The organism is Haloflavibacter putidus (genome assembly GCF_006546625.1).
Taxonomy (GTDB): domain Bacteria; phylum Bacteroidota; class Bacteroidia; order Flavobacteriales; family Flavobacteriaceae; genus Mesonia; species Mesonia putida.
This window is the reverse complement of sequence record NZ_VIAR01000002.1, coordinates 278,770-304,895: the sequence shown is the minus strand read 5'-3', so window position 1 is coordinate 304,895 and position 26,126 is coordinate 278,770. Positions and strand designations below refer to the sequence as shown.

Here is a 26,126-nt window from a genome sequence, read left to right as displayed (position 1 = left end):
AATAATTTATAAATAAAAAAGTATCTTGTGCTTAATAAAACAGTACTAAAAATGGGAATACTCAATAAATTAATGGGCAATGCAGGAGAAGTTTCTTCCGAAAAACTAACTGAAAAATATGCAAAGCTTTTAGTTAGCGGAGAAGTTATTGAAGTAGGTTTTAAACTTTTACGCGACACGTTTATCTTTACGGATAAACGATTAATTTTAATAGACGTACAAGGTTTTACCGGCAGTAAGCAAGAATATAAAAGTTTGCCTTATAAAAGCATTTCTAGGTTTTCTTTAGAAACCGCCGGCACATTTGATTTGGATGCAGAATTGAAAATTTGGGTTTCCAGCGAAGCTAATCCTTCTGTGAGTAAGAAATTTAATAAAAGCATAGATGTTTACGCGGTGCAAAAATTCCTAGCCGATAAAATATTAAATTAACTGGTACTTTTTAAAATAAAAAAAATGAAAAGCGATAAGCCTATAGCTTTTTTTGGCATCTTGTTCTTAGCCTTTGGTATTACCTATTTAGACTTTGACAACTTTAGTGTAGAGAATAATTATAAAGCTTACTCTGCGGTTTTACTTGGTGGTATTTTATGTATTATTTCTTTACGGAATAAACTAAAAGCGAAGAAATAGGTTGCAATTCTTTTACTTACCGGCCAAAAAATCTACAAATTTCTCCCAAAGATTTTTTTCAGGCGGATTTTCCACATACTGATTATCTTCATTAGTGTCTTGTTGAAATTTCTCGCGCGTTTTTTTATCGCCTACCGGTTGCTTCTCATTCGTGTCTTTAGGTTCCATAATAAATCTTTAAAATAGAAAGTTAGGCAAAGCCCGTTATTTCTAAAGATGTATTTTGTTTTCTTTAACAAATGTTTTCGGTAAAGAAAAAACTAAGAAATCGTATAACTACTAATCTATAATTTTTTTGATAACGCGTAAATTATGGGTATAGCGTTTGGTATCGCTATTAAAAATACCGCTGTGGTCCAGTCTGTCTATTCGTACTTTGCCGTGGGCGTGTACAATATAATTATCGGGCATAATAATACCTACGTGAATAATTTCTCCTTCATTATTATCAAAAAAAGCCAAATCTCCGGCGGCACTTTCTTCAATAAAACTAAGTGCTTCTCCTTGTTTAGCTTGTTGCGAAGCGTCTCTGAATAAAGAATAGCCGTTTAATTTATAAACCATTTGTGTTAGTCCGCTGCAATCTATTCCAAAAGGAGATTTTCCGCCCCAAAGGTAAGGTGCATTCATATAGAGCATAGCGGTTTCTAAAATACTCGTCCTGTTTTTTACACCGGTAAGACTTCGGCCATCGTAATTGTTTTCTAATAATTTTGCAGCAGCTATATTTGCACCCAAGCAAACCGGTAAAAGCGAGTTCGTGTTGCTTATGGCAAACTCTACCAAATCAGACACATAATTGCCGGGTTGTTCTTGCAGTTGTTGATAGGTGTTTTCTTCTATATCTAGATATTGCTTGTTGTCTATCCAACCTTCGTAAGCATCAAAAGCAATACGGATTTTGCTCCAATTTTTTCGTTTTTCCAAAACTTTAAAATGATCACCATATAAAAGTTGGGTTACCATTTCGCTTGCGTCTGCGGCTTCTAATCGAACCGGCACAATATTGAGGTTACAAATTCCGTATTGCATTTATATCCAAAAAATAAAATTAGCTTCTTTCTATAACCATTGCAGATGCGCCGCCACCGCCATTACAAATAGCTGCAGCACCAACTTTGGCGTTGTTTTGTTTTAAGACATTCATTAAAGTAATTAAAATGCGTACGCCAGAGCAACCCAATGGGTGACCTAAAGAAACAGCGCCGCCGTTTACGTTTACTTTTTTATCGTCTAAACCTAAGATTTTAATATTTGCCAAACCAACAACAGAAAAGGCTTCATTAAACTCAAAATAATCTACGTCATCTAAGCTTATTCCTGCTTTATTTATAGCTTTTGGCAAAGCTTTAGAAGGAGCCGTGGTAAACCATTTTGGTTCTTGTGCAGCATCTGCATAAGATTTTATGGTTGCCAAAGGTTTAAGCCCTAATTCTTCTGCTTTTTCTTTGCTCATTAAAACTACCGCGCCGGCGCCATCATTAATGGTAGAGGCATTGGCTGCAGTTACAGTACCTTCTTTACTAAATGCGGGGCGTAAAGAACCTACTTTTTCCATTTTAATGTTTTTGTATTCTTCGTCTTCCGCAAAGATTTTTGGTTCTCCTCTTCGTTGTGGTACTTCTACAGGAACAACTTCGTCTTTAAAATTACCTTTTTCCCAAGCTTCTTTAGAGCGTTTATACGATTCTAAAGCAAACTCGTCTTGGTCTTCTCTAGAAAATTCATATTCTTTTGCGCATAAGTCTGCACAAACTCCCATAGCATTATTGTCGTAGGCATCTACCAAGCCGTCTTTTTGCAAACCATCTTCCATAGTTGCCGGACCAAATTTTTTGCCATTGCGCATCTGCACGTAATGCGGTATCATACTCATATTTTCCATTCCGCCCGCTACAATAATATTTGCATCTCCTAAAGCAATGGCTTGCGCGCCTTGCATTACGGCTTTCATCCCGCTGGCGCAAACTTTATTAATAGTAGTACAAGGTACGCTTTCCGGAATACCGGCTTCTAATGCGGCCTGGCGTGCGGGAGCTTGCCCAACGCCGGCTTGCACCACGTTACCCATTAATACTTCTTGAACTTGATTTGCTTGTAGGTTTATTTTATCTAAAGCGCCTTTTATGGCAATGGCTCCTAATTTTGGGGCAGCTATAGAAGATAAACTTCCTAAAAAGCTCCCTATAGGAGTTCTTGCAGCGCTTACAATTACAACTTCTTTACTCATTGTACAAAATTTTAGTTACTAGTTTTGCGAATTTAATCAAATTATAAAGAACATACGAACCTACCTATAAATACTTATATTTTTTAGTACATTTGAGATAGTCAAGTTTTATATATGAATAAGTTTATCAACGAGATTTACAAAAACCAAGCACTTATATACAAAGTGTTGTTATATATTTTAACCACGGTGGTTATTGTTTATATGTTTCCTAAAGGAAGTAAATTTAAGTACGATATTTCTAAAGGAAAACCCTGGCAGTATGAAAATCTTTATGCGCCTTTTGATTTTGCCATTCTAAAATCTAAAGAAGAAATAGAGGAAGAAAAGAGCGAAATAAGAAAAAGCCATACGCCTTATTATAATTATAATAAAAGTATTCCGCAAAGTATAGAAAAGGGTTTATCTTCTCAAATTCGTGCGGTTTTTAACGACAGTATTTTACAAAAAAACAATAAGGCAATTATCGGTTTTATAGATATTATGTTAGAAGATATTTATAAGAACGGCGTTCTGTTAGAGATCAATCCGTTTGACGAAGACCGTTATGTTTACCTTAAAAAGGGAAACGAGGTAGAAGAAGTAGTTTACAAGAACATTATAAAACAAGACGAGTTAGGAGACTTTATAGAAAATAGAGTAGAAGAAGCTAAGTTAAAAGATTTTGAGCGTTCTATAAAAGAATTGTTTTTTGAGATTATAGAACCCAATGTAAAACTTAATGAAGCCCTAACGCAAAAAGATTTACAATCTAAATTAGATGCAATTTCCTATACGCGCGGCAGCGTTAGTCAGGGTACCAAAATAATAGCAAAAGGAGAAGTTGTAGAAGGCAATAAACTGAGTATTTTAAAATCTCTTAAATCTGAATACGAGTCTAAAGTATGGACGGCTAACAGCTATTATGTAGTGGTAGTTGGTTATGTTTTACTGGTTTCCTTAGCCTTGCTAATGTTGTTTTTGTTTATCAAACAATACCGTCCGCTTATATTTGATAATAATACCAAAGTTACTTTTGTGTTTTTTAATGTTTTATTAGCGGTTTTACTCACCACCGCGGTTATGCGCCTAAATGTAAGTTATGTATATGTAGTACCATTATGTATTTTACCGCTAACCTTAAAAGCTTTTTTTGACTCACGTTTAGGCTTATTTACGCACGTCATTACAGTACTTATCTTAGGTTTTATTGTGCCTAATAGTTACGAATATATGTTTTTGCAAATCATAGCCGGTATTGTTACTATCTTAACGATTTCTGAACTTTACAAACGTGCTAATTTATTTATTTCTGTAGGACAAATAACGGCTGTTTACATTTTTGCCTATTTCTCTTTTACCATTATTCAAGAAGGTAATATGAATGATATTAACTACGAAACCTTTATAATGTTTCTACTAGGTGGTGTGGCTTTGTTATTCGTGCAACCGCTTATCTACGCCTATGAAAAAGTTTTTGGTTTGGTTTCAGATATGTCACTTTTAGAACTTTCAGACACTAATAATAAATTGCTAAAAGAGTTATCCAATACGGCTCCGGGTACTTTTCACCATAGTTTAAACGTAGCCAATCTTGCCGAAGCCGCCGCCAACGAAATTGGTGCAAATGCTATGTTGGTAAGGGTTGGAGCTTTGTACCACGATATTGGCAAAATGTCTAATCCTACTTACTTTACGGAAAATCAAACCACTTCTGTAAATCCGCATGACGAATTAGAACCGCGAGAAAGCGCAGAAATTATTATCAACCACGTTATTCACGGAATAGAAATAGCCAAAAAGAACAATCTTCCCGACAGGATTATAGATTTTATTAGAACCCATCATGGAACCAGTATTGTTTATTATTTTTATAAAAAACAACAAGAAATAGCAGAAGAAACCGGAAAAGAAGTAGACAAAAGTAGGTTTCAATATCCCGGTCCCGAACCCTTTAGTCAGGAAACCGCTATTTTAATGATGAGCGATAGTGTAGAGGCGGCCAGCAAAAGTTTAAAAGAACCCAATGCCCAAATTATAGACGAGTTTGTAGAAAAAATAATCAACAAACAAATGGAGGAGGGGCAATTTTTAAACGCCGATATTACCTTTAAGGAAATACAAGTAATTAAAAAGGTTTTAAAACGAAAGTTGAAGAATATTTACCATTTACGAATTGAATATCCCGAGTAATTATGAAATTTGGAAAAGTAGAAAACCCCGAAGATGTAGACTTTAACCTACCTAAAGATCACCAGCAAACCAAGCAGGTTTTTGAGCAACATAAAGAAGGCTTACAAGAAGTTTATGTGGGTTGTGCAAAATGGAACAGAAAAGATTTAAAAAATTTCTATCCGCGTGGTACCAGAGACGAGTTGAGTTATTATTCCACACAATTTAACAGCATAGAGCTCAACGCTTCTTTTTACCGAATGTTTCCGGAAGAGCAATTTATTAATTGGTACGAAAAAGCAGCAGAGGGTTTTAAATTCTTCCCCAAAGTACCGCGTTTAATAAGTCATACCAAACGCTTGGTAAATGCAGACGATCTTGTAACAGATTTTACCGCTAATTTACTTCCGTTAAGGGAAAAATTAGGAATGGTTTTTTTACAAATGCCAGAAAACTTCAACCCAAAACATATAGACCGCTTACCGTTGTTTTTTGAAGCCTGGCCAAAACAAATTCCGTTAGCCATAGAATTACGCCATACAGATTGGCACACAGATCAAGAAATAAGTAACCGGCTCAACAATATTTTACAAGAATATAATATTGCTAGTATAATAACAGATAGCGCCGGGCGTCGAGATTTGTTGCATATGCGGCTAACTACCCCAACGGCTTTTATTCGTTATAATGGTGCCAACCACCCAACAGATTATTCGCGTTTAGACGATTGGATAGAGCGCATAAAAAAATGGGAAAAAGAAGGTCTTAAAAACTTATATTTTTTCGTACACCAAAATGTCGAAAAAGAATCTCCTTTGCTTAGCGCTTACTTTACGGAAAAATTAAACGAAGCTTTAAACTTAGATTTAAAATTACCAAAAACCTTATTATGAAACAAAAAATTGCTATAACTACAGATGCTGTTATTTTTACGAAAGGGCAAGAGCAGGTTTTTATTTTACTGATAAAAAGAGGCAACAATCCCTTTAAAAATCAATGGGCTTTGCCGGGAGGTTTTGTAGAAGAAAAAGAACTTTTACACCAAGCTTGCTTGCGCGAATTAAAAGAAGAAACCGGTATAGAAGCTGCAAACCTTACCCAAATTGGTATTTACGATGCTATAGAACGCGATCCGCGTGGTAGAACTTTATCTGTTGCTTTTGGTGGATTATTGGAAGATAAACCAAAACCAAAAGGTGCAGACGATGCTGCAGAAGCACATTGGGTAGAATTACCTTTAAAGGAAAATCTAGCTTTTGATCACGCCAAAATTATAGAAGATGCCATAAAAAAGTTGGCAATTACATTATAAATTTTCTTTATAAGAAGAGTAACTTCCGTAAAGAAAATAAGCATATCTTAAAATAAAAAATTATGAAGTTTCATACAAGAAAATGGGTTAAACCCGGAGATTTGAATCCTAATGGCACTTTGTTTGGCGGTAAATTATTAGCTTGGATAGACGAAGAAGCGGCTCTTTATACCGTGGTGCAATTAGAAAACCGCAAAACGGTAACCGCTTATATGAGTGAGATTAGTTTTACAGCATCTGCGGGACAAGGAGATATTGTAGAGATAGGAATGGATGTGGTTAAATTTGGAGAAAGCTCGATAACTTTAACCTGTCAAGTACGCAATATGATGACGCGCGAAACTATACTTACGGTAGACAAAATAATAATGGTAAATTTAGATAAAAACGGCAAACCCACGCCTCACGGTAAAACCCAAAAGGAGTTTGTTAAAGATCGTCTGTAAAAAATCTAAATATTAAGATTTTGGCAAATATTTTCGTTCTATATAAAATGGCCCTAAAGGTAGTACAGAACAAAAAACACTAATTGCTAGCATTTTGAATGTCCAACTTAGCTTTTCGTACATCCAATAAGCGCCAAAAACGTATAGTACAAACAAAACGCCGTGAGCCATACCAACAATTCTTACCATTTCGGGTTGGTCAAAAGCGTATTTTAATGGCATTGCTATAAGTAATAATACCAAAAACGAGATAGCTTCTAAAGTGCTAACAGCTTTAAAAATTTTAACCGATTTATCCATTTTCAATTTTTGGCAAAGATACTTATTAAAAAAATCTTAGCAGAATAAAAATGTAATAACCTTAAAACAAGTTAAAAAACGCTTATTGGGTTCGAGTTATGGAGCAATTAGAAGAATTCTTCTCGATTGTTGTATTCGCTTTAAGCGGAAAACAAGAATTAAATTCCTTACTTTAAGCTGTTAATATTTACAAAAAGGGTTTCTTAATAATTAGAAAACTTTAGTAGATTTGAAGTAAAAATCAAATAGATGAAAATTTTGGTAACCGGCGGACTTGGTTTTATTGGTTCGCATACGGTGGTAAGTCTTTTAGAAGAAGGTTTTGAAGTAATAATTATAGATAATTTATCTAATTCCAGTATTTCTGTTTTGCAGGGAATTACCAGCATAACCGACAAATCTCCAAAGTTCTATAAACTGGATTTGCGCGATAAATATGAAATATCAGATTTTTTTGAAGAAAATCCGGATATTGCAGGTATAATTCATTTTGCCGCTTCTAAAGCAGTAGGAGAGAGTGTAGAAAAACCATTGCTTTATTACGAAAACAATATAAATACATTAGTGCATTTGCTGCAAGAAATGCGCCGTAGAAATATAGAAAATTTTATCTTTAGTTCCTCTTGTACGGTTTATGGCCAAGCAGATAGCTTACCCATTACAGAAAAAGCACCAAAAAAACCGGCAGAATCTCCTTACGGAAACACCAAGCAAATAGGCGAAGAAATTATACAAGACTTCATAAAAAGCGAAACAACGTTTAAAGCAATTTGCTTACGTTATTTTAACCCAATTGGCGCACACCCAAGTGCTAAAATTGGAGAATTGCCAATTGGCGTGCCACAAAATCTTGTACCTTTTATCACGCAAACTGCAGTCGGCAAAAGAGAAGAATTATCTGTTTTTGGTGATGATTATAATACAGAAGACGGCACTTGCATTCGAGATTATATTCACGTGGTAGATTTGGCCAACGCTCATGTAATTGCGTTACAACGACTTCTAGAAAACAACAATAAAGCTGCTTACGAAATTTTTAATTTAGGTACCGGCAAAGGCAACTCGGTTTTAGAAGTTATACAAACCTTTGAAAAAGCAACCAATCAAAAATTACCTTATAAAATTGTAGGAAGAAGAGAAGGCGATGTGGTTGCCGCTTATGCAGATACGCTAAAAGCCAATACAGAATTGCAATGGAAAGCCGAGTATAGCTTAGAAGACGCTTTAAAAAGTGCGTGGACGTGGCAGCAAAAGCAAGAATATTAGCGACTATTTACATATAAAGCGTGAATAACACCTGGCACCCAAAAAATTAGACTAAGAATCAAATTGATTAAAAAATCTTTACCCAAACCTTTTTCTAAAAAAACAGCGAGCGGTGGTAAGATAACACTAAGGATAATAGTTAGTATAGACATGTTTTTATTTTTTTGTAAAAATAAAAATTACTTATAGGCTTCGTAACTATTTAACAAAATTAAAACGCTTTTACGCTTTTGATGTGTGTTTTACGTTTTTAAAAACTTTGGCTGTTTATATTTGAATCTTCTGCGTAGCGATAACTATAAGAAGCCTTTCGGCGGAATTTTACTGAGATGGTAAATTAATTCCGTAAAGAAAAATAGTGTTAAATAATATTATAAAGAAGTTTAAATACTACAAATAAAAAAGTGTTTTTGAGAAACCTTACACTAGTTTCTGCAAAAACACCTTTTTTTTAAAAAAACCGATTAGTTTTCTTCTGCGTATTCTATTAGAGCCGCATTAAATTCACGTATTTCTTCAATGTTTAATCGGTTGTCGCTGTCTTTAATTAAAGACAATAAATAACTTAAACTTTCTTCTGGGGTAGAAGTGGTAGTTTCTATTTCTGTATCTATTTCTACATCTTCTTCCAAATCTTCTTCCTCAATTGGGTCATCTTCCGGAATAGGAATATAAAAACTATCGTAGGCTTCTACGTGCTCGAAAGTAAGTCTAATGGCCTTAGCAATAACCGGCCGCTTTTCTTCTACAGCGTACGGACGTAGTTTTTTTAGATCGTCTACTAAAGTGTTGGTAATAATCCCGACGTGATCTATATCGTCTAGGATTTTTTTAATTAATTTTTGGGCTTTCGGATTATTCAAAATGGTTTGTTTTTTGCATTAAGAGTTACAAAAATAAGAGAAGAATTTTTCATACACCCTACAATTTTTAAAAAGCTTGCAAGATTTAGGTAATTATTGGTAAAGGCTTGGTTTTAATAGATACTTGAGCTATTTTAAATAGCTGGACCTAAGTAGATTGATTTTATATTTAGGAATAAAGCCCAAATAATTTCAGAAAACCTATAAAACTGCTTAATTTTGCAGGATTTTAAAATTCAAAAAAGAGACGAAGGAGACAAAATTTATGGCTGAAAAAGTTGTTGAAAAAGAGTTATACGATTACCAAGAAAAAGATTTACAAAAGATTTTTCATTATCTCAATGAAGCCCCGGACGATTATAACTTATTGTACCAGTTGCCTACCGGGGGCGGAAAAACAGTAGTTTTTTCTGAAATAGTAAGACGCTACATCGAGCAAACCAACAAAAAGGTGGTAATTTTAACCCACCGTATAGAGTTGTGCAAACAAACTTCTAAGATGCTTAAAGGCTTTGGGGTGCGCAATAAAATAATAAACAGTAAGGTAAAAGAATTGCCGGACCAAGACGAATACCAATGTTTTGTGGCAATGGTAGAAACTTTAAACAATAGGCTAAACGACGAAAAATTAGAGGTTTCTAACGTTGGCTTGGTTATTATTGACGAAGCGCATTACAATTCGTTTACCAAATTGTTTAAATACTTTGAGAAATCTTTTATTCTTGGCGTTACCGCAACCCCGCTTAGTTCTAACATAAAACTTCCTATGAAGGATAATTATGGAGAATTGATTGTGGGAGACTCTATACCATCGCTTATTCAAAAAGGATTTTTAGCACGAGCCAATACCTTTAGTTACGACGTTGGTTTAGGAACGCTGCAAGTTGGTATAAATGGCGATTATACGGTAAAATCTTCTGAAGATTTGTATACCAATATGGCTATGCAAGATAAATTAATTCAAGCCTATGAAGAACGTTGTAAAGGGAAGAAAACCTTAATTTTTAACAACGGGATTAATACCTCTTGGTATGTTTACCAAACCTTTAGGGATGCAGGTTACGAAATAAAACATTTAGATAATACCCATAGTAAAAAAGAGCGGAAAGCTATTTTAAGATGGTTTAGAGAAAAGCCGGATGCTATTTTAACTTCGGTAAGTATTTTAACTACCGGTTTTGATGAACCCAGTGTAGAAAACATAATTTTAAACCGCGCTACAAAATCGCTTACCTTATATTACCAAATGATTGGTAGGGGAAGTAGAAAGTTAAAAAACAAAGATACGTTTAACGTAATAGATTTAGGAAACAATGCTGCACGTTTTGGTATGTGGGATGCGCCGGTAGATTGGCAACTTATCTTTAAAAACCCAGATTATTTCTTAGAAAACATTACCAGTGACGAAGAAATAGAGCGGGAGTTTAAATACGTAATGCCAGACGAAACCCGGGAACTATTCAGCAATTCTGAAAATATTGATTTTAACGTAAAAGAAGAGTATAAAAAATCTGTAGATAACGGCGAAAAATCAAAAGCAGTTTTAGAAAAATCTATTCAACAACACGCCCAAATGTGTTATGAAAACAGCGAAGATGTTTTTGATGCCAGAATTCTGGCCCGCGAATTAAACGATGATATTAAAGACCGTATAAAACGCTATTCGCGTTGTATTATAAACAACACCAAAAATTACAGAGATTGGTTGTTTGACGATTATACACGTAAACTGCGAAGTCAGATTAATGAGATGTTTAGGGATTAAATTTCTAATTTGAAGCGTAAAGACTCCCAATTGTTTTACACATATTGGGAGTCTTTTGTTTAAATGTTTTCTACAGGTTACTTACCCATAAAAAAAACTTTTATTTTTTTTATGAAAAGTTAGAATAAAAAGAAAATGAATTTAATTAGAAACTATGATCTAAAATAAAAGTTAAAAAACTGTTAAGGTAGTTTTGTAACTGTGTACATTGACATTTCTTTATTAAGTTAGCTCAACTATTTTCTTAGTTAATTAAAATTGAAAATATGAAAATCATTATTTCTTTACTATTCATTTGCAGCACTTTTATTTCCTACTGCCAAAGTGGTATTATCTATTACACAGCTCAAATTAATCTTCAGCATAAAAAAGATTTTATACAAGATGTAAAAAATGACGAAGATGTTAGTATGAGTGTCAAACAGCAAGTGATAGATCTTTATCAAAATGCAGAACCAGATTATTACGAATTACATTTTAATAAAAATAGATCCTATTACTTCAAAGATGAATCATTAAAAAAAGAAAAATCGTATAGTATGGGAAGTAAAGCAGGTAATAGTCCGTTTTACACCAATACACAATCTGGTAATATTATTGAAGATAGCCGAATTTTTAATTTTGTTTCTTACGAGCCATTGAACTGGAAAATCACTAATGAAAATAAAAAAATAGGAAAAATAGAGTGTTTAAAAGCCACTGCTACCGAAACCTTATATAGTCGTCAAGGTCATTTTTACGATAGGGAAGTCACAGCTTGGTTTGCACCGGGAATTACAGTAAAATTTGGTCCCAAAAATTATAGTGGTTTACCGGGTTTAGTTTTGGAAGTAGAACGAAAAGAATACACCATTACGGTTAGCAAAATAAACTTGAATCCAGATAAAAACAAATTAAAAATAAAAACAGTTGAAGAAGGGGATAAGGTGATTACACTAGAGGAGAGAAATGATAGAATTGCCGAAATGATGAAAGACCGTAACAAAAATTAATTTTTTATATGCGTGAGGGTAAGTTAATTTTCATATTTTTTCTTTTTTTAAGTTTTACATCTTTTTCGCAAAAAATTTTAAGCGGTAAGGTAACAGATAGTCTTGGTAAACCTCTTGCATCTGCAAATCTGTTGGCCCATCCAAAAGACACTTTACAAGAAGTTAAATTCTCTATTACCAATCAAAATGGCAATTATGATTTAGCTTTAAAAGCTATTCCTTACACCGTTACGGTTAATTATATGGGTTATGCAAAAAAAACCTTTGAAATTAACTTAAAATCAGACCAAACCAAAAATATAATATTACAGGAAAAAGCAGAAAGTTTAGACGAAGTAGTATTAGAAATGCCAGTGATTATTAAAAAAGACACAATTATTTATAATGTTAATAAAATTACTAGTGGGGAAGAACGAAAACTTAAGGACATATTAAAAAAGCTACCTGGCGTTGAAGTAAGTAAAGATGGTGATATAAAAGTTAACGGTAAAAAGGTAACAACAATGCTGGTAGAAAACAAAAAGTTTTTTGATGGTGATACTAAATTAGCTGTAGATAATATTCCTGCCGATGCGGTAAAACAAGTAGTCGTTTTAGATAATTATAACGAAATAGCAATGCTTAAAGACTTTCAAGAAAGTGAAGATATGGCAATGGACATAAAACTGCAAGACGATAAAAAAGACTTCGTCTTTGGTGATATTGTAGCTGGTTTGGGCAATAACGAATTTTACAATGCACACACCAACTTATTTTATTACAGTCCAAAAACTACTTTAAATGTAATTGGGAATTTAAATAATATAAGAGACCGTGTATTTACCTATGAGCAATATTATAATTTTCAAAAAGGCATTAATTCAATATTTGAGAAAGGTAACACCCACTTTGAGAACAGCTATGATGATTTTGCCGACTTTTTAGAAAAAGAAGATGTTATCAAAAGTGATCGTAAATTTGCTGCAATTAACTTTACGCAACAAGTAAATAAAGAATTAGATATAACGGGCTACGGTATTTTTTCAAAAACCAAAGAAAGTACGCTTATAGAATCTATCAATAGATACAATACCTTTACGGAAGAAAGTACGATAGCCACAAATACCAGGAATGCACTAGCAATTGCAAGTATAAATGGAAAGTATCTACCCAATTATACAGACCAGTGGCATTTTAAGTCTAAATTTAAAAGAGCAAATGATGATTATAACAATAGTATTAATTCTATAGTTGATAGTCTTTCCAATTCTTTTTTAAATAATAGTAGTGGAAAGCAAACTTTTTTTAACCAAACAGTAGAATGGCATAGAAAAGAATCTAGAGAGCATTCTTTTTCTGCAGTAGTTGATTATACTTATAATAATTTAACGCCTAGAAATATATGGAAAACCAATGATGATTTCTTATCTGGTCTTATACCAATTATAGATGAACCCACGATAAGCATAAAACAATTTAAAGAGACTACAAAAAATCAGTTTAAAGCTATTTTTAAACATTATTGGATAATAAATAGAAATAACCATATTTACTCAACTTTGGGTAATTTTAATATTAACCAAGGTTTTATTACAGAGGATGTTCAAGAATTAGAAGACGGAAGTATAAATAATTTTGCGGGAGTGGGTTTTAATAACGATTTTCAATTTAGATTAAATGATGCTTTTGCAGGAATATTTTATAAATTTAAAACCGGTATTTTTACTTTTGATCAGGGTGCTTTCTTACATTTTTATCATTGGAACCCGAACCAGACATTGACAGAGAAAGAAAACAAATTAGTTGTTTTACCAAATTTAACGGCTAAAGCTGAATTTGACCGCCGTAAAAGCTTACGATTTGATTACGAGTTAAAATCTTCTTTTACCAATGCTTCACAATTTGCAAATAGATTTTACCTACAGCGTTATAATAGTATTTTTAAAGGAAGTGCAAATTTAGAAAATACACTAAAACACGATTTTAAACTACGCTATACAAAATCAAAGGGATATCGCGGTGTTGGAATTTATGCTGTTGCAAATTATTCAAAACAAATAAAAGGAATTGCAGATAAAGTGAATTATGATGGTATCAACCAAGTTGCATCATTATTATTTGTTGATAACTCTTCAGAAAATTGGGGTATTAACGCAAGAGCAAGTAAAAAAGTTAAAAAAATTGATTTTCAAACCGGATTGCGCTATAATAATACAAGCTATTTACAATTTAGTAATGATGACCAATTTAAAAATAAAAACATCAATACTAGTTATAGTTTTTCGGCAAAAACAATTTATGACAATTTACCAATTATAGAGATAGGTTGGAAACAAAGTTTTGGTAATTTTAAGCTTAGTGATAATACAACTAAGTTTATGACCACCAAACCTTATATCAATTTAGATTATGATTTTTTAGATGGGTTTATCTTTTCGGCAGATTTTACTTCTTACACTTATAAAAATAAAACCTTAGGTCAAAAAAACAATTATGAGATTGCCAACACTTCGTTGTTTTATCAAAAAGAAAGTAGTGCTTGGAGTTTCAAAATAGAAGCACAAAACTTATTTGATACTCGGTTTAAAAACCAAAACATCTTTACTTCGTATGTTATCGCAGATTCCAAAACCTATATTTTACCAAGAATCTTATTATTTAGTATAGGTTATAATTTATAAATTTGAGGTGTTTCTGCAATAACTGGAAATTTAATTCAACGCTCCAAAAATTGCTATTCCGTAAAGTAAAAAGCGTAGAAAACGTAGTAAACCAAAAAGCAGATAACTTCTAAACGAGAACTTGATAATTCCTGCTGCAATACTAGATACCGCAAAAGGAACCGGTAAAAGCGCTCCTACTACAATTAGGAAGCCACCCCATTTTCGCATATTTTTTATATGCTTGGCCATTTTTACTTCCAGATATACAAAAACAGCAGGAATAGCAGCAATACCACGACCAATAAAATAGGAGATAATCCCGCCAAAGTACGATAGAAAAGCCAAAATAGCTAAAAACAATTTTGGCGAAGCAGACTTGCCGGACCAAGCAATAAATATTTCTGGTGGTATTAAACCTAGAATAGATTCGGATGCAAAGAAAACAGCAAAAACCCCAATAGCAGGGAAATTATCTGTTATATAGGTTAACATGGTGTTGATATCCATCACAAAGAAATGTACCCCAATAAGAGCGGCTACAAAAATTGCGATGGGAATAGCAGCTTTAAGCAAACTTTTTCCCACAAAAGAATAAAACCCTGTGTACGAGTAGTATTGGTGAAGAAGTTTCCACCGTGGTTTTTTATTAGGTTTGTTGTTTTTCTTTCCCATTTTAAAAGTGCAAAAGTAAGGGCTTTTGCAGCTTATGCAAATTTTTAGGGTTAATAATTTGTTAGAGATTTTAAATTTTAATTCTCCTTAAAAAACAGCTATAAACATAAGCTCTAAGTAAACTATTCTATTTTGCTATGGTTAAGGCTTATACGGTTAAAATCTTTAGCCGTAGGTAATTCAAAAATCTCTAGATCAAAGTAGGGGGTCGCCGCTAAAAGATGGTCAAAAATATCGCCCATTATATTTTCATAATTGCGCCAAACTTTATCTTTACTAAAAGCATAAATTTCTAACGGAATGCCTTGTGGGGTTTGCTCTAACTGCCTGCACATAACCGTCATTTCCTGATTAATTTTAGGATGTTTTTGTAAGTACGTATTAAGATACTCTCTAAAAACGCCAAAATTGGTAAGATTCCTGCCGTTTATAGGTAAAGATCTATCTATTTTATTGTCCTGATTAAATTTTTCAATTTCTTGTTCTTTGTTGGTTAAATAGTCTTTTATGAGGCCTATTTTCTTTAATTCTTTTATTTTTTGTTCGGTAAGAAAATGAATACTGCTGGTTTTTACAATTACCGCACGTTTAATTCTTCTTCCGCCAGATGCGCTCATTCCGCGCCAGTTTTTAAAAGAATCTGAAATTAAGTAATAGGTAGGAATAGTGGTGATAGTTTTATCAAAATTTCTAACTTTTACAGAAGAAAGATTTATTTCTATCACATCGCCATCGGCGCCGTATTTATTCATGGTAATCCAATCGCCAATGCGTACGGTATCGTTTACCGCCACTTGTATACTAGCTACAAAACCAAGAATGGTGTCTTTAAAAATAAGTAAAATTACCGCAGAAACTGCTCCTAAAGCAGTAAGAAAATACACGACAGATTCTCCTGTTATAACAGAAAAAAGTAAAATAAAACCTACAAACCAAGTAAATATCATAAAGACTTGAATATAGCTTTCTATAGGTTTGTCTTTAAAACTGTTTAAGGTTTTTAAATAATCTCTAACGGTAAGTAAAAGGCTGCGAATAAGTAATATAATAACGACTATAATACCTATTTGTATTAAAATAACGGCCTCTTCTTTGAGGTACGAAAAACCGGTTAAAATTTCAGGAACTATCCAATGCACTAAAATTAAAGTAAGCAAATTAGAGAAATGCGACAGTACGTTATTTTTAAAAAGATAATCGTCAAATTTTGTGGCCGTACGTCTGGCAATACGAAAAAGAAAGCTTTTTAAAATTTTGCGTAAAACGTAGTTTAACAAATAGCTCAATAGGGCTAAAGCGGTAATGTTCAGCAATAAATTTGCTATTTTGGCATTTTCGCTTTTCCAACCAAAACCTAAAAACCAATCGTAAAAAATAGTGGTAAGTTCGCTTCCTTCCATAATAAAAAATTTAGCACAAAAATAGCAATCCTTTTAGATTTTTATACAATTAGACTTTATTTAATGCCTTTACGGAAATAATCTTGCTCAAAATACCTTGAGAAGAAACTTTATCGCTTCTTGTAAGATACGATTTCGTGAAAACGAAAAGACAAAACACGGCCTTAATACTAACCGAAATTTAAAATAGTTTTTAAGATTTTTTCTGTGCTTTCCGGAAGCATTTCTAGCTGCTATTAAAAATAAATTTAAACTATTCTTAATTATCAAGCAGCCCTAAATAGTTTAAATATCTTTGCTGTGTAAAAACAAGTTAATGACGTTAAATTTCAGTAAAACTCTTTTTCTAAGGTATCTAAAAAGCACAGATTTATATAAATCTTTTGTAATGGCTTTAGCGGCGGTAATACCCGTTATGTTGGCAGTTTACACCGATAATATGGCCTTGGGTTTTGGTAGCGTTTTAGGCGTTTTATTAACCGCACCAAACGATGTGCAAGGTAATGTAAAACATCGTTTTAATGGGATGCTACTTGCTATTAGTTTAATAATGTTTACAACTTTGGTATTGAATTTAACCAAAGATTTTCTTGTACTCAATTTACTTCTTTTTTTTATAGCAAGTATGAGCATTTCTATGCTTTCTGTTTATGGATTTAGAGCTTCATTGGTAGCATTATCTGGGCTTTTGGCTTTGGTGTTAAGTTATGCTAATCTTGGTGAGGCATCGGTTTACCTTCATGTTTTTTTTATGGGTATTGGTGGCATTTGGTATATGCTTATCAGTACATTTTTTATCTGGTTGCGGCCAACCAAACAGTTAGAATTAGATCTTGGAGAAACGGCCAAATTAACAGCAGATTTTTTAGAATTACGTGCAGATTTATTGCGTTACAAAAATACCCGGGCAGATTTACAAAAAAAACAAACTGATTTACATACCAAAATAAATGATTTACACGAAAGCTTACGCGAACATTTGCTTAGCTCTAGAAAAAGATCCGGAAGCTCTAATTATACCAGACGCCGACTGCTTATTTTTATAGATTTGGTAGATATTTTAGAACTTGCCATTGCGCATCCGGTAAACTTTAAAAAAGTAGATGCGCTAACCAATCACAATCCCGAAATTATAAAAGAATACGTTAGCTTAGTTTTAGCAATGAGCAAGGAGCTTAGCCATATTTCGGAAGTTTTTATAGATGGTAAAAGATTAGAAACTTCTAATCTTGCCATAGACTCTATTAACACAATAGAAAAATTCATAACGCAATCTTATCAACAACAAAATCTATCACAGTCTACCTTATTGCTTTTAAAAAATGTACTGGATTTTGAAAAAAAACAACGCCAAAAAATACAATCTATAGAGCGTGTTTTAACCAATATAAAACAAGGAGATCTTGTAGGCTTTAGAAGCAAAGACATAAAAAAGTTCTTAACCCCAACAGATTATAACCCCAAAATTTTATGGGAGAATATAAGTTTTAAATCCAATATATTTAGACATGCTTTGCGCATATCTGTTTTATTATTAATTGGTTTTTTTGTTGGTACTTTTTTTCAATTACCTAACACCTATTGGATTTTACTTACTATTGTGGTAATAATGCGTCCCAGTTACGGTTTAACCAAACAACGCACGTTCAAAAGAATTTTAGGAACTTTAATTGGAGGGGCAGTGGCAATTAGTATAATATTATTGGTGCAAAACAATAATGTTTACGCTATTTTAGGTATAATTTCGCTCATTTTGGCATTTTCTATGTTTCAAAAAAATTATGTTGGCGCCGCCGCATTTATTACAATAAACGTGGTGATGATTTATGCTTTGTTGCGCCCTAATGCTTTTGATGTTATTCAATATCGCGTTTTAGATACGGTTTTGGGGGCTGGTTTGGCGTTTGGCGGCAGCTTTTTCTTATGGCCAAATTGGGAGTATAAAGAAATGAATAAAAGCGTAATTGCCTCCTTAGAAGCAAATTTAGATTACTTTCAAAGTATTACAGAATTATATATTTCAAAAAACGACGATTTATCTAAGTTAAAGCTAAGAAGAAAACAAGCTTTTCTGGCTATGGGTAATTTAAACGCCGCCTTTCAAAGAATGGCGCAAGAGCCAAAATCAAAACAAAAATCGTATAATAGGTTGTACCAATACACTTCTTATAACCATACTTTTTTAGCGTCTTTGGCCAGTTTAGGAACTTTTATTCGCACACATCCTACAGGTGGCGCATCGGTTTATTTTAAGGCTTACGCCGAAACGATTAAGGGCAATTTAAAGCGTAGTATTAATAATTTAAAAAATAAGGATAATAAAATTCCCGAACCCGAACTGGAAATAAAAGAAATAAAGCAATATATTAACCAAGAAAAACGCCGCTTAGACACCTTACGCTTTGAAGAACTGCAACTGGGCAAAAATCAAATTAGCGACAGTTTAGAAAACAGCATGCAGGAAGTACAGCTAATAACAGAGCAATTGCAGTGGTTGTACAAAGTTTCTTTAAATTTAAAAAAAATAAAATAAGAATATGAGCTATTTTAAAAGTTTACCGTTTTATGTTACTATGGGTATTTTGCTATTTGTGACAGCTGTTTATTTCTTATTTCGTAGCAAATATGAAATAAATCACGTAAACCCTTCCGAAGTAAATGTGGTAAACAAATGGGAGATGAGCGATACCTTGCACGAAGTTTCCGGTATTGCTTATTTAGATAAAACCTCTATGGCCGCTATACAAGATGAAAAAGGAAGTATTTTTATTTACAATTTAATTACAAAAAATATAGATAGAGAAATAAAATTTGCAGAAAATGGCGATTATGAAGGTATAGCAATGGTTGGTAACAAAGCCTATGTTTTAAGAAGCGATGCCTATATTTTTGAAGTAGAAGACATTACCAAAGAAGAACCACAGGTTACCAAACATGAGTTGGGTTTAACAGACGAATACGATTTTGAAGGAATTACTTACGATAAAAAATTTAATAGATTATTGTTAGCTTACAAAGACGAAAACCCGCAAAAAGATAAAGATTATAAAGAAATTTTACAGTTTGATCTTGAGCAGAAAAAACTCTTAAAAGAACCGGTTTATAAAATAACCTATAACAATCCGTTGTTTAAAGAATTACGCCACTTTAATACCGATAAAGTTTTTAAACCTTCCGAAATTGGCATACATCCCAAAACGGGAGATATTTATATTTTAGATGGCAAAACACCAAAATTGCTAATTTTAGATTCTAATTGGCAAGAAAAACAGCTTTACGTTTTTGATCCAAAAGTATTTAACCAGCCAGAAGGCCTAACTTTTAGTCCCGAGGGTAAAATATATATTGCTAACGAAGGTGGTTTTAGCGCTGCCAATATTTTACATGTAGTTTTTGGTAGCTCGCCAGTAAGCGCGCCATAATTTATTTGTCTTTTTTCCCTTTAAGGAAAGAGAAGATACCGCCATTTTTATCTTCTTTTTCTTCCTCAAATTGCTGTTCTTCTCTTTCTTTTTTACCGAATAATCGTTTAAAAAAACCATCTTTTTCGGTTGGTTCGCAATCTAATTCTTCTTGTATACTTTTTGGTATAGGTTCAAAATTGGCGTGCGTGTAGCTATTAAATTCTTTATCGGCATTTAGTTTTTGCATAAACTTCGCAAAAATTGGTAAAGCAGAATTAGCGCCTTGTCCCAATCCGGTAGAGCTAAAGCCAATTTTATGGTTATCGTTGCCAACCCAAACCACATTTACCAGTTTTGGGGTAATGCCCACAAACCAACCATCTTTATTGTCTTGTGTAGTTCCTGTTTTTCCGGCAATAGCATTGTGCAAACCATACGTGGTGCGCAATCTTTTGGCAGTACCTTCATTTACCGTAGTTTGCAACATTTCTAACATTATTTGCCTTGTTCGAATAGAAAATGCCTGTTTTTCAAATACTTCCGGTTCAAATTCTACCAGTAAATTTCCGTTTTTGTCTTCTATTTTTTTAATGAAATATGGTTGCGATGCTTTTCCGTTATTTACATAAGTAGAGTAGGCTTTGGCCATTTCTATAAGCTTTATATCGGCAGATCCTAAGGCTATAGAAGGAACCGGTTTTATTTCTTCTTCAATTCCCATTTTTTGCACTAAAGAAATAACATTTTCTATACCGGTTTCATTCAGTACTTTAACCGCTATCGTGTTTATAGATCTGCTTAACGCAAACTCTAACGAGTAGTTTAAATCTTCGTCATATTTGTTAGAAGCGTTTGTTGGCGTCCAATTATCTACATCTGTATAGGTTACGGCTTTTATAGGAAAGTGGGTGCAAACATCCATTCCGTTTTCTATGGCTGCGGTATATACAAAAGGTTTAAAAGTAGAACCTACTTGGCGTTTACTTTGCCAAACATGATCGTATTGAAAATACCTATAATCTATCCCGCCAATATAGGTTTTTATTGCGCCGGTAGAAGGTTCTACAGAAAGCATTCCGGTATTTAAAAACTTTAAATAATGCGCCAGGCTATCTATGGTAGAAACATTTTTTACCGTATTTTTCTCCCAGCCAAAAAGTTCGGTTTCTTTGGTTTTTTGTAAACTATCCTGAATTTCATTTTCGGTAAAACCTTCTTTCTCAATTTTTTTATAGAGTTGCAATTTTTTTACGGCTTCGGCTAAAAGTGCTTTGTTTTTCCACGGGGCATTGGCAGAATATGCATTCTCATATTGCTCTTGTAATTTTTGCATATGTTCGCGCATTGCTTCTTCCGCGTAAGCTTGCATTTCTGCATTTAGAGTAGTGTAAATTTTTAAACCATCTGTATATAAACTGTATGCGCTGCCGTCTGGTTTTTTTATCTTTTCTTCTTCTAAAATTGCTTTTACCTGCTGTTTTACCCGATTTCTAAAATAAGGCGCTAAGCCTAAATTGGCCGTATAATAATGATAGTCTAATTTTATTTTTTGTTGCATTATCTTTTCGGCCTTTGCGGCAGGTAGGTAATCGTATTTTACCATTTGTTGCAGAACTACATCCCGGCGCAACTGACTTCTTTCCGGAAATAATCTTGGGTTATAACTATGATTGGCTTTTAGACTTCCCACCAAAGTAGCCGCTTGCGAGAGCGATAGGTTTTTGGTAGAAGTATTAAAAAATTTATGTGCGGCACTTTCTATTCCGTAGGTATTATCGCTAAAGGGAACTGTATTAAAATAAAGCGCTATAATTTCGTTTTTAGAATATATTTCTTCAATACGCTCTGCAATTATGCTTTCTTTTAGTTTATTGATTACAATACTCAAAAAACCGTAGTCTTTTCTTCCGTAAAGGTTTTTTGCTAATTGCAAGGTAATTGTACTGCCACCTCCAGAAGATTTATCTGATAATAATATGGTCTTAAAAAACACACGTAAAAGGCTTTTATTGTCTATCCCATCGTGTTCGTAAAATCGGGCATCTTCTGTAGCTATAAGCGCATTTATTAAGTGCTGCGGAATATCTTCAAAACCTACAGACTGTCTGTCAAACGTGTAAATTTTACCTATTAATTGTTCATTATCTGCTAAGATTTGGGTGGCTTGGGCTTGTTTTAAATTGGCTAATTCTTTTGAGCTGGCTACTTTTCCCCAAAAACCAAAAAATATACTTGCATAAAAACCAAAAAATAAAACAACAAGTAAACTTATAAAAAGACCTATTCTTTTTACCCATTTGTTTTTCAGAAATTTTAGCATAAAAATCAATTAAAAATAGACTGCAAAAATAGAAATACAACCGATAAAAAGATTAGGCTTTCGCAGATGTTTAACATGTTTTTATAGTTATACTAAACGCTTTAAATTCCGTAAAGTACAAAAACAGATTGCATTTTAAGTTTAACTGAATTTTTTAAATTTTGCCATAGCTAAAACAAACAAACCATAGCACAACAGACCTGCCGCGGCAAAACCAGCCAAATACATTCCGTAATCAGAATTTTCTAGAAATGAAAAAGCATCGCTTAAACTTTTAATTTCCTTATCGCCTCTGGAGCTTATACCGGCTCTTAAAAAGAAATATGATAAAAGCATAACAACCAATCCTCTTGCTGTAAAACCAAAATACCCCAGGTTTTTTAGTAATTTATAATATTTTAAATCTTGTATAGCAAATTCATCTAAAAAATCTTTCTCAAAAACTTTTTTTAAATGAAAAATTGCTTTGGCCAACAAACCTAAACCAACAATAATGAGAATTATACTGGCAACAGTAGGACCCAAGGTTTTTATTAAACTACTATTACCGGAAGACTGACTGCTAATTACCGCTTTTATGGCAATGCCTGCAAAAGCAATATAGGATAAACCACTTACGGCAAAACCAACTTTTTTTAAGATACCTTTCTTGTCGTTGCCAATATCTTCGGGATCTTGTGTTACTTCTATATAACGCCAAAAAGCATAAGCAATTAATCCTAGCGCCATTGCAATTAACAGTACTTGACCATAAGCTTGTTTTTGTATCCATTCAAACACCTGTGTTTTTCCGCTCATTTGTCCGCCTAAATTTAAAGCCGTTAATAAACTTAAAACACCAATTATAATGTAAATACTTCCTTTAGCTACAAATCCTACTTTTGCAATTTTTTTATATTTACTATCCATTTTGTTGGTTTTTTTATGATATTTTGAATGCTAAGGTAAATTTTTTTATGGATTATTTTTTTAAAATCAGAAAAACTTAACATTTAATAATGCATACGTTAAAAACTTGTCAAACCTCTGTTTAAAAGCAAAAATTTAAAGACTAATTCTTATTTTCAAGAAAAATTTAAAAATGAACAATTTAAAAGGAAAAACAGCTTTTATTACCGGTGGTAGTAAAGGTATAGGTTACGGAATTGCAGAAGCTTTATTAAATGAAGGCGTAAATGTTGCTGTAACCAGCAGGTCGTTACAAGCAGCTGAAGACGCAGCAACTAATTTAGGCAGCAATAATTCTGCTAAAGCTCTGGGCTTAAAAGCAGATGTACGCAATTTGGTAGACCAAGAAGAAGCCATAAGAAGAACTGCCGAAGAATTTGGTAGCGTAGATTTTGTTATTGCCAATGCAGGAATTGGTCATTACGGCAATATAGAAGAAATAACAGATAGACAATGGCGCGAAACTATAGATACCAATTTAACCGGTGTTTTCTACACGGTAAAAGCCGGGTTAGAAGAACTTAAAAAATCTAAAGGATATTTTATAAGCATTTCTAGCTTGGCAGGTACAAATTTCTTTGCCGGCGGCTCTGCATACAATGCTAGTAAATTTGGTTTAACCGGTTTTACACAAGCAGTAATGTTAGACTTGCGCCAAGAAGGTATAAGCGTTTCTACAATTATGCCGGGTTCTGTTAGTACACATTTTAATGGTAACGATCCCGAAAACAATAAAGAAAAAGATGCGTGGAAAATTCAAAAAGAAGATTTGGGTGAGCTGGTTGTAGATTTATTTAAAATGAATAAACGAAGCTTACCAAGTAAAGTGGAAATTAGACCTTCTCAACCTCCCAAAAAGTAATTTTATGAACTATAAATTATTAGGAAAAACCGATTTAAAAACGCCGCCTATTGTTTTTGGCGGAAATGTTTTTGGCTGGACCCTAGATAAAAAAGAATCTTTTGCAATCTTAGACGAGATTTTTGAAATGGGTTTTAATTTTATTGACTCCGCAGATGTTTATTCGCGTTGGGCGGAAGGCAACAGCGGGGGAGAGTCCGAAAAAATAATAGGAGAGTGGATGCAATCGCGCGGCAACCGTGATAAAATTGTATTGGCTACCAAAGTTGGCTCCAGTATGCAGCAAGGTGGAGATAAAGATATTAGTAAAAAACATATTTTCACTGCTGTGGAAGATTCCTTAAAGCGCTTAAAAACAGATTATTTAGATTTATATTTCACGCATTGGGATGACAATAAAACTCCGGTAGAAGAAACTCTGTCTGCTTATCAAAAATTAATAGAAGATGGAAAAGTACGTTATATTGGAGCTTCCAATCTTTCGGCAGAGCGTTTACAGGCTTCTTTAGATGCTGCAAAAAATGAAAATTTACCTAAATACCAAGTTTTTCAACCGGAATATAATTTATTAGAACGCGATAAATTTGAAGGTAAAATAAAAGAAATTTGTGTAGAAAATGACTTGGGCGTAACCAATTACTTTTCTTTGGCCAGCGGTTTTTTAACCGGAAAATATAGGCAAGAAAGCGATTTTGAAGGTCAAAAACGGAAAGATTTTGTAGAAAAATATCTCAATCGCAGAGGTTTACAAGTTTTAGATACATTAGACGAAATTGCAAAAACGCACCAAGTTTCTAATGCTGCCGTTGCTTTGGCTTGGATAATGCAAAAACCGGGGATAACTGCGCCAATTGCCAGTGCTACAAAAAGCAAACATTTAACCGCTTTTACCGAAGCTGTAAAACTAGAACTCTCTGAACAAGAAATGGGGGTTTTAGATCAAGTAAGTAAAAAGTAAAACTCAAAAATTAAGCATAAAAAAGGCTATCGAGATTATTTTATCTGATAGCCTTTTTTTATATATTACAAATTACCTTAACCTAAATATTTTTTAAGAATCTTATTTTTAGATTGGTGTTTAAGTCTTCTAATTCCTTTTTCTCTAATTTGTCTCACGCGCTCACGGCTTAAATCAAACGTATCGCCAATTTCTTGCAAAGTCATTGCGGGTTGGTTGCCAATACCGTAATTAAGACGAATAACATCTGCCTCTCTAGTAGATAAGGTATCTAACGCGCGATTAATTTCTATGCTTAAACTGTCTAACATTAATTGATCGTCTGGTGTAGGAGATTCTCCCGAACTCAAAACATCGTAAAGATTAGAATCGTTTTCGCCTTCTTTAAACGGCGCATCCATAGAAAGATGTCTTCCGGAGTTTTTAATAGCAGTTTTAACTTGCGAAATAGTCATATCTAACTCTTTTGCAACTTCTTCTGCAGAAGGTGGGCGCTCTAAACTTTGCTCTAAATGCGAAAAAGTTTTATTTATTTTATTAATTACGCCAATTTTATTAAGCGGCAATCTTACCACTCGCGATTGTTCCGCAAGCGCTTGTAAAATAGATTGTCTAATCCACCAAACAGCATACGATATAAATTTAAAACCACGGGTTTCATCAAAACGTTTGGCAGCTTTTACTAAGCCTACATTTCCTTCATTAATCAAATCTGGAAGTTTTAAACCTTGATTTTGATATTGTTTTGCAACAGAAACCACAAATCGTAAATTAGCATTTGTCAATTTTTCCAGCGCTACTTGATCTCCTTCACGTATACGCTGTGCCAATTCTACTTCTTCCTCGGCTGTAATTAAATCTACCTTGCTAATATCTTGTAGATATTTATCTAAAGATTTCGATTCTCGGTTGGTAACTTGTTTCGTAATTTTAAGTTGTCTCATGTATATAGGCTGTTTTTG

Annotated in this window: 25 protein-coding genes; 14 read left to right on the top strand and 11 right to left on the bottom strand. The window is 33.4% G+C overall.

The genetic code is table 11. The annotated features are described in order from the left end of the window. The first annotated feature begins 51 nt into the window (after positions 1-51). Together FKR84_RS03490 and FKR84_RS13310 are read left to right on the top strand one after the other, a co-directional pair. Positions 52-432, top strand: a complete 381-nt coding sequence (locus FKR84_RS03490) for a PH domain-containing protein (protein WP_141420805.1) — start codon at positions 52-54, stop codon at positions 430-432. Positions 433-456: 24 nt separating this feature from the next. Further along, complete coding sequence (locus FKR84_RS13310; RefSeq protein WP_233357650.1) at positions 457-633, top strand: hypothetical protein; 177 nt, start codon at positions 457-459, stop codon at positions 631-633. A gap of 12 nt (positions 634-645) precedes the next feature. Here FKR84_RS13310 and FKR84_RS13305 read toward each other — a convergent pair whose 3' ends face one another. The 3 genes from FKR84_RS13305 to FKR84_RS03480 all read right to left on the bottom strand — a co-directional run bounded on the left by FKR84_RS13305 (position 646) and on the right by FKR84_RS03480 (position 2,863). Beyond that, on the bottom strand, positions 646-801 hold the full coding sequence (locus tag FKR84_RS13305; protein ID WP_233357649.1) for a hypothetical protein: 156 nt from the start codon (positions 799-801) through the stop codon (positions 646-648). 111 nt (positions 802-912) lie between these two features. Next, the gene (locus FKR84_RS03485) at positions 913-1,665 is read right to left on the bottom strand and encodes a C40 family peptidase (protein ID WP_141420804.1); all 753 of its coding nucleotides are present in this window, start codon (positions 1,663-1,665) and stop codon (positions 913-915) included. Positions 1,666-1,684: 19 nt separating this feature from the next. Continuing rightward, positions 1,685-2,863 (bottom strand): acetyl-CoA C-acyltransferase, encoded by a 1,179-nt coding sequence (locus tag FKR84_RS03480; protein WP_141420803.1) that lies wholly within the window; start codon positions 2,861-2,863, stop codon positions 1,685-1,687. A 114-nt stretch (positions 2,864-2,977) separates the two neighbouring features. On the opposite strand from FKR84_RS03480, the gene FKR84_RS03475 reads away from it, so the two are divergent. The 4 genes from FKR84_RS03475 to FKR84_RS03460 all read left to right on the top strand — a co-directional run bounded on the left by FKR84_RS03475 (position 2,978) and on the right by FKR84_RS03460 (position 6,772). After that, positions 2,978-5,035, top strand: coding sequence for an HD family phosphohydrolase (locus FKR84_RS03475; RefSeq protein ID WP_141420802.1), 2,058 nt, complete (start codon positions 2,978-2,980; stop codon positions 5,033-5,035). 2 nt (positions 5,036-5,037) lie between these two features. Continuing rightward, complete coding sequence (locus tag FKR84_RS03470; RefSeq protein ID WP_141420801.1) at positions 5,038-5,907, top strand: DUF72 domain-containing protein; 870 nt, start codon at positions 5,038-5,040, stop codon at positions 5,905-5,907. Further along, positions 5,904-6,326: an NUDIX domain-containing protein gene (locus tag FKR84_RS03465; protein ID WP_141420800.1), complete on the top strand. Its 423-nt coding sequence runs from the start codon at positions 5,904-5,906 to the stop codon at positions 6,324-6,326. The genes FKR84_RS03470 and FKR84_RS03465 overlap by 4 nt, the downstream gene beginning before the upstream one ends. 62 nt (positions 6,327-6,388) lie before the next feature. Continuing rightward, complete coding sequence (locus FKR84_RS03460) at positions 6,389-6,772, top strand: acyl-CoA thioesterase (RefSeq protein ID WP_141420799.1); 384 nt, start codon at positions 6,389-6,391, stop codon at positions 6,770-6,772. 12 nt (positions 6,773-6,784) lie between these two features. Here the strand turns inward: FKR84_RS03460 and FKR84_RS03455 are convergent, their stop codons facing one another. After that, complete coding sequence (locus FKR84_RS03455; RefSeq protein WP_141420798.1) at positions 6,785-7,072, bottom strand: DUF3817 domain-containing protein; 288 nt, start codon at positions 7,070-7,072, stop codon at positions 6,785-6,787. 249 nt (positions 7,073-7,321) lie between these two features. On the opposite strand from FKR84_RS03455, the gene galE reads away from it, so the two are divergent. Further along, positions 7,322-8,338 carry a UDP-glucose 4-epimerase GalE gene (gene galE / locus FKR84_RS03450; protein ID WP_141420797.1) on the top strand — a complete coding sequence of 339 codons (1,017 nt, stop codon included), beginning with the start codon at positions 7,322-7,324 and terminating at the stop codon, positions 8,336-8,338. Here the strand turns inward: galE and FKR84_RS03445 are convergent. After that, positions 8,335-8,490, bottom strand: a complete 156-nt coding sequence (locus FKR84_RS03445; protein WP_141420796.1) for a YqaE/Pmp3 family membrane protein — start codon at positions 8,488-8,490, stop codon at positions 8,335-8,337. The two genes, galE and FKR84_RS03445, sit on opposite strands and share 4 nt — an antisense overlap. A 312-nt stretch (positions 8,491-8,802) precedes the next feature. Then, a complete protein-coding gene (locus FKR84_RS03440) occupies positions 8,803-9,201 on the bottom strand; it encodes a hypothetical protein (RefSeq protein ID WP_141420795.1) in 399 nt (132 codons plus the stop codon). Between the two features lie 265 nt (positions 9,202-9,466). Between FKR84_RS03440 and FKR84_RS03435 the strand changes: the two genes are divergently transcribed. The 3 genes from FKR84_RS03435 to FKR84_RS03425 all read left to right on the top strand — a co-directional run bounded on the left by FKR84_RS03435 (position 9,467) and on the right by FKR84_RS03425 (position 14,618). Next, entirely contained in the window at positions 9,467-10,966 is a 1,500-nt protein-coding gene (locus tag FKR84_RS03435; protein ID WP_141420794.1) for a DEAD/DEAH box helicase, read from the top strand. Positions 10,967-11,232: 266 nt separating this feature from the next. After that, positions 11,233-11,958: a GLPGLI family protein gene (locus FKR84_RS03430; RefSeq protein ID WP_141420793.1), complete on the top strand. Its 726-nt coding sequence runs from the start codon at positions 11,233-11,235 to the stop codon at positions 11,956-11,958. An 8-nt stretch (positions 11,959-11,966) separates the two neighbouring features. Further along, positions 11,967-14,618: a carboxypeptidase-like regulatory domain-containing protein gene (locus FKR84_RS03425; RefSeq protein ID WP_141420792.1), complete on the top strand. Its 2,652-nt coding sequence runs from the start codon at positions 11,967-11,969 to the stop codon at positions 14,616-14,618. Between the two features lie 30 nt (positions 14,619-14,648). Here the strand turns inward: FKR84_RS03425 and FKR84_RS03420 are convergent, their stop codons facing one another. Continuing rightward, complete coding sequence (locus FKR84_RS03420) at positions 14,649-15,272, bottom strand: YqaA family protein (protein ID WP_141420791.1); 624 nt, start codon at positions 15,270-15,272, stop codon at positions 14,649-14,651. A gap of 122 nt (positions 15,273-15,394) precedes the next feature. Continuing rightward, the gene (locus FKR84_RS03415) at positions 15,395-16,672 is read right to left on the bottom strand and encodes a mechanosensitive ion channel family protein (protein WP_141420790.1); all 1,278 of its coding nucleotides are present in this window, start codon (positions 16,670-16,672) and stop codon (positions 15,395-15,397) included. Between the two features lie 316 nt (positions 16,673-16,988). On the opposite strand from FKR84_RS03415, the gene FKR84_RS03410 reads away from it, so the two are divergent. Further along, a complete protein-coding gene (locus FKR84_RS03410; RefSeq protein WP_141420789.1) occupies positions 16,989-19,205 on the top strand; it encodes an FUSC family protein in 2,217 nt (738 codons plus the stop codon). 4 nt (positions 19,206-19,209) lie between these two features. Beyond that, a complete protein-coding gene (locus FKR84_RS03405) occupies positions 19,210-20,094 on the top strand; it encodes an SdiA-regulated domain-containing protein (protein WP_141420788.1) in 885 nt (294 codons plus the stop codon). Position 20,095: 1 nt separating this feature from the next. Here the strand turns inward: FKR84_RS03405 and FKR84_RS03400 are convergent, their stop codons facing one another. Both FKR84_RS03400 and FKR84_RS03395 read right to left on the bottom strand, forming a co-directional pair. Then, a complete protein-coding gene (locus FKR84_RS03400) occupies positions 20,096-22,396 on the bottom strand; it encodes a transglycosylase domain-containing protein (RefSeq protein ID WP_141420787.1) in 2,301 nt (766 codons plus the stop codon). A gap of 141 nt (positions 22,397-22,537) precedes the next feature. Further along, positions 22,538-23,305, bottom strand: coding sequence for a DUF1206 domain-containing protein (locus tag FKR84_RS03395; protein WP_141420786.1), 768 nt, complete (start codon positions 23,303-23,305; stop codon positions 22,538-22,540). A gap of 172 nt (positions 23,306-23,477) precedes the next feature. Here FKR84_RS03395 and FKR84_RS03390 point away from each other — a divergent pair, with 172 nt between their 5' ends. Together FKR84_RS03390 and FKR84_RS03385 are read left to right on the top strand one after the other, a co-directional pair. Continuing rightward, positions 23,478-24,206, top strand: a complete 729-nt coding sequence (locus tag FKR84_RS03390; protein WP_141420785.1) for an SDR family oxidoreductase — start codon at positions 23,478-23,480, stop codon at positions 24,204-24,206. A gap of 4 nt (positions 24,207-24,210) precedes the next feature. Next, complete coding sequence (locus FKR84_RS03385) at positions 24,211-25,164, top strand: aldo/keto reductase (RefSeq protein WP_141420784.1); 954 nt, start codon at positions 24,211-24,213, stop codon at positions 25,162-25,164. A gap of 77 nt (positions 25,165-25,241) precedes the next feature. On the opposite strand, the gene FKR84_RS03380 is transcribed toward FKR84_RS03385, so the two are convergent. Beyond that, a complete protein-coding gene (locus FKR84_RS03380; protein WP_141420783.1) occupies positions 25,242-26,108 on the bottom strand; it encodes a sigma-70 family RNA polymerase sigma factor in 867 nt (288 codons plus the stop codon). Positions 26,109-26,126 lie beyond the last annotated feature (18 nt).

What these genes read in the sequence shown, in the direction of transcription:
- FKR84_RS03425 (WP_141420792.1), top strand. Translation starts at nt 11,967, where the DNA reads ATGCGTGAGGGTAAGTTAATTTTCATATTTTTTCTTTTTTTAAGTTTT.
- FKR84_RS03400 (WP_141420787.1), bottom strand. Translation starts at nt 22,396, where the DNA reads ATGCTAAAATTTCTGAAAAACAAATGGGTAAAAAGAATAGGTCTTTTT.
- FKR84_RS03405 (WP_141420788.1), top strand. Translation starts at nt 19,210, where the DNA reads ATGAGCTATTTTAAAAGTTTACCGTTTTATGTTACTATGGGTATTTTG.
- FKR84_RS03455 (WP_141420798.1), bottom strand. Translation starts at nt 7,072, where the DNA reads ATGGATAAATCGGTTAAAATTTTTAAAGCTGTTAGCACTTTAGAAGCT.
- FKR84_RS03410 (WP_141420789.1), top strand. Translation starts at nt 16,989, where the DNA reads ATGACGTTAAATTTCAGTAAAACTCTTTTTCTAAGGTATCTAAAAAGC.
- FKR84_RS03380 (WP_141420783.1), bottom strand. Translation starts at nt 26,108, where the DNA reads ATGAGACAACTTAAAATTACGAAACAAGTTACCAACCGAGAATCGAAA.
- FKR84_RS03470 (WP_141420801.1), top strand. Translation starts at nt 5,038, where the DNA reads ATGAAATTTGGAAAAGTAGAAAACCCCGAAGATGTAGACTTTAACCTA.
- FKR84_RS03385 (WP_141420784.1), top strand. Translation starts at nt 24,211, where the DNA reads ATGAACTATAAATTATTAGGAAAAACCGATTTAAAAACGCCGCCTATT.
- FKR84_RS03460 (WP_141420799.1), top strand. Translation starts at nt 6,389, where the DNA reads ATGAAGTTTCATACAAGAAAATGGGTTAAACCCGGAGATTTGAATCCT.
- FKR84_RS13305 (WP_233357649.1), bottom strand. Translation starts at nt 801, where the DNA reads ATGGAACCTAAAGACACGAATGAGAAGCAACCGGTAGGCGATAAAAAA.
- FKR84_RS03390 (WP_141420785.1), top strand. Translation starts at nt 23,478, where the DNA reads ATGAACAATTTAAAAGGAAAAACAGCTTTTATTACCGGTGGTAGTAAA.
- FKR84_RS03445 (WP_141420796.1), bottom strand. Translation starts at nt 8,490, where the DNA reads ATGTCTATACTAACTATTATCCTTAGTGTTATCTTACCACCGCTCGCT.
- FKR84_RS13310 (WP_233357650.1), top strand. Translation starts at nt 457, where the DNA reads ATGAAAAGCGATAAGCCTATAGCTTTTTTTGGCATCTTGTTCTTAGCC.
- FKR84_RS03420 (WP_141420791.1), bottom strand. Translation starts at nt 15,272, where the DNA reads ATGGGAAAGAAAAACAACAAACCTAATAAAAAACCACGGTGGAAACTT.
- FKR84_RS03395 (WP_141420786.1), bottom strand. Translation starts at nt 23,305, where the DNA reads ATGGATAGTAAATATAAAAAAATTGCAAAAGTAGGATTTGTAGCTAAA.
- FKR84_RS03435 (WP_141420794.1), top strand. Translation starts at nt 9,467, where the DNA reads ATGGCTGAAAAAGTTGTTGAAAAAGAGTTATACGATTACCAAGAAAAA.
- galE (WP_141420797.1), top strand. Translation starts at nt 7,322, where the DNA reads ATGAAAATTTTGGTAACCGGCGGACTTGGTTTTATTGGTTCGCATACG.
- FKR84_RS03490 (WP_141420805.1), top strand. Translation starts at nt 52, where the DNA reads ATGGGAATACTCAATAAATTAATGGGCAATGCAGGAGAAGTTTCTTCC.
- FKR84_RS03485 (WP_141420804.1), bottom strand. Translation starts at nt 1,665, where the DNA reads ATGCAATACGGAATTTGTAACCTCAATATTGTGCCGGTTCGATTAGAA.
- FKR84_RS03480 (WP_141420803.1), bottom strand. Translation starts at nt 2,863, where the DNA reads ATGAGTAAAGAAGTTGTAATTGTAAGCGCTGCAAGAACTCCTATAGGG.
- FKR84_RS03415 (WP_141420790.1), bottom strand. Translation starts at nt 16,672, where the DNA reads ATGGAAGGAAGCGAACTTACCACTATTTTTTACGATTGGTTTTTAGGT.
- FKR84_RS03475 (WP_141420802.1), top strand. Translation starts at nt 2,978, where the DNA reads ATGAATAAGTTTATCAACGAGATTTACAAAAACCAAGCACTTATATAC.
- FKR84_RS03465 (WP_141420800.1), top strand. Translation starts at nt 5,904, where the DNA reads ATGAAACAAAAAATTGCTATAACTACAGATGCTGTTATTTTTACGAAA.
- FKR84_RS03430 (WP_141420793.1), top strand. Translation starts at nt 11,233, where the DNA reads ATGAAAATCATTATTTCTTTACTATTCATTTGCAGCACTTTTATTTCC.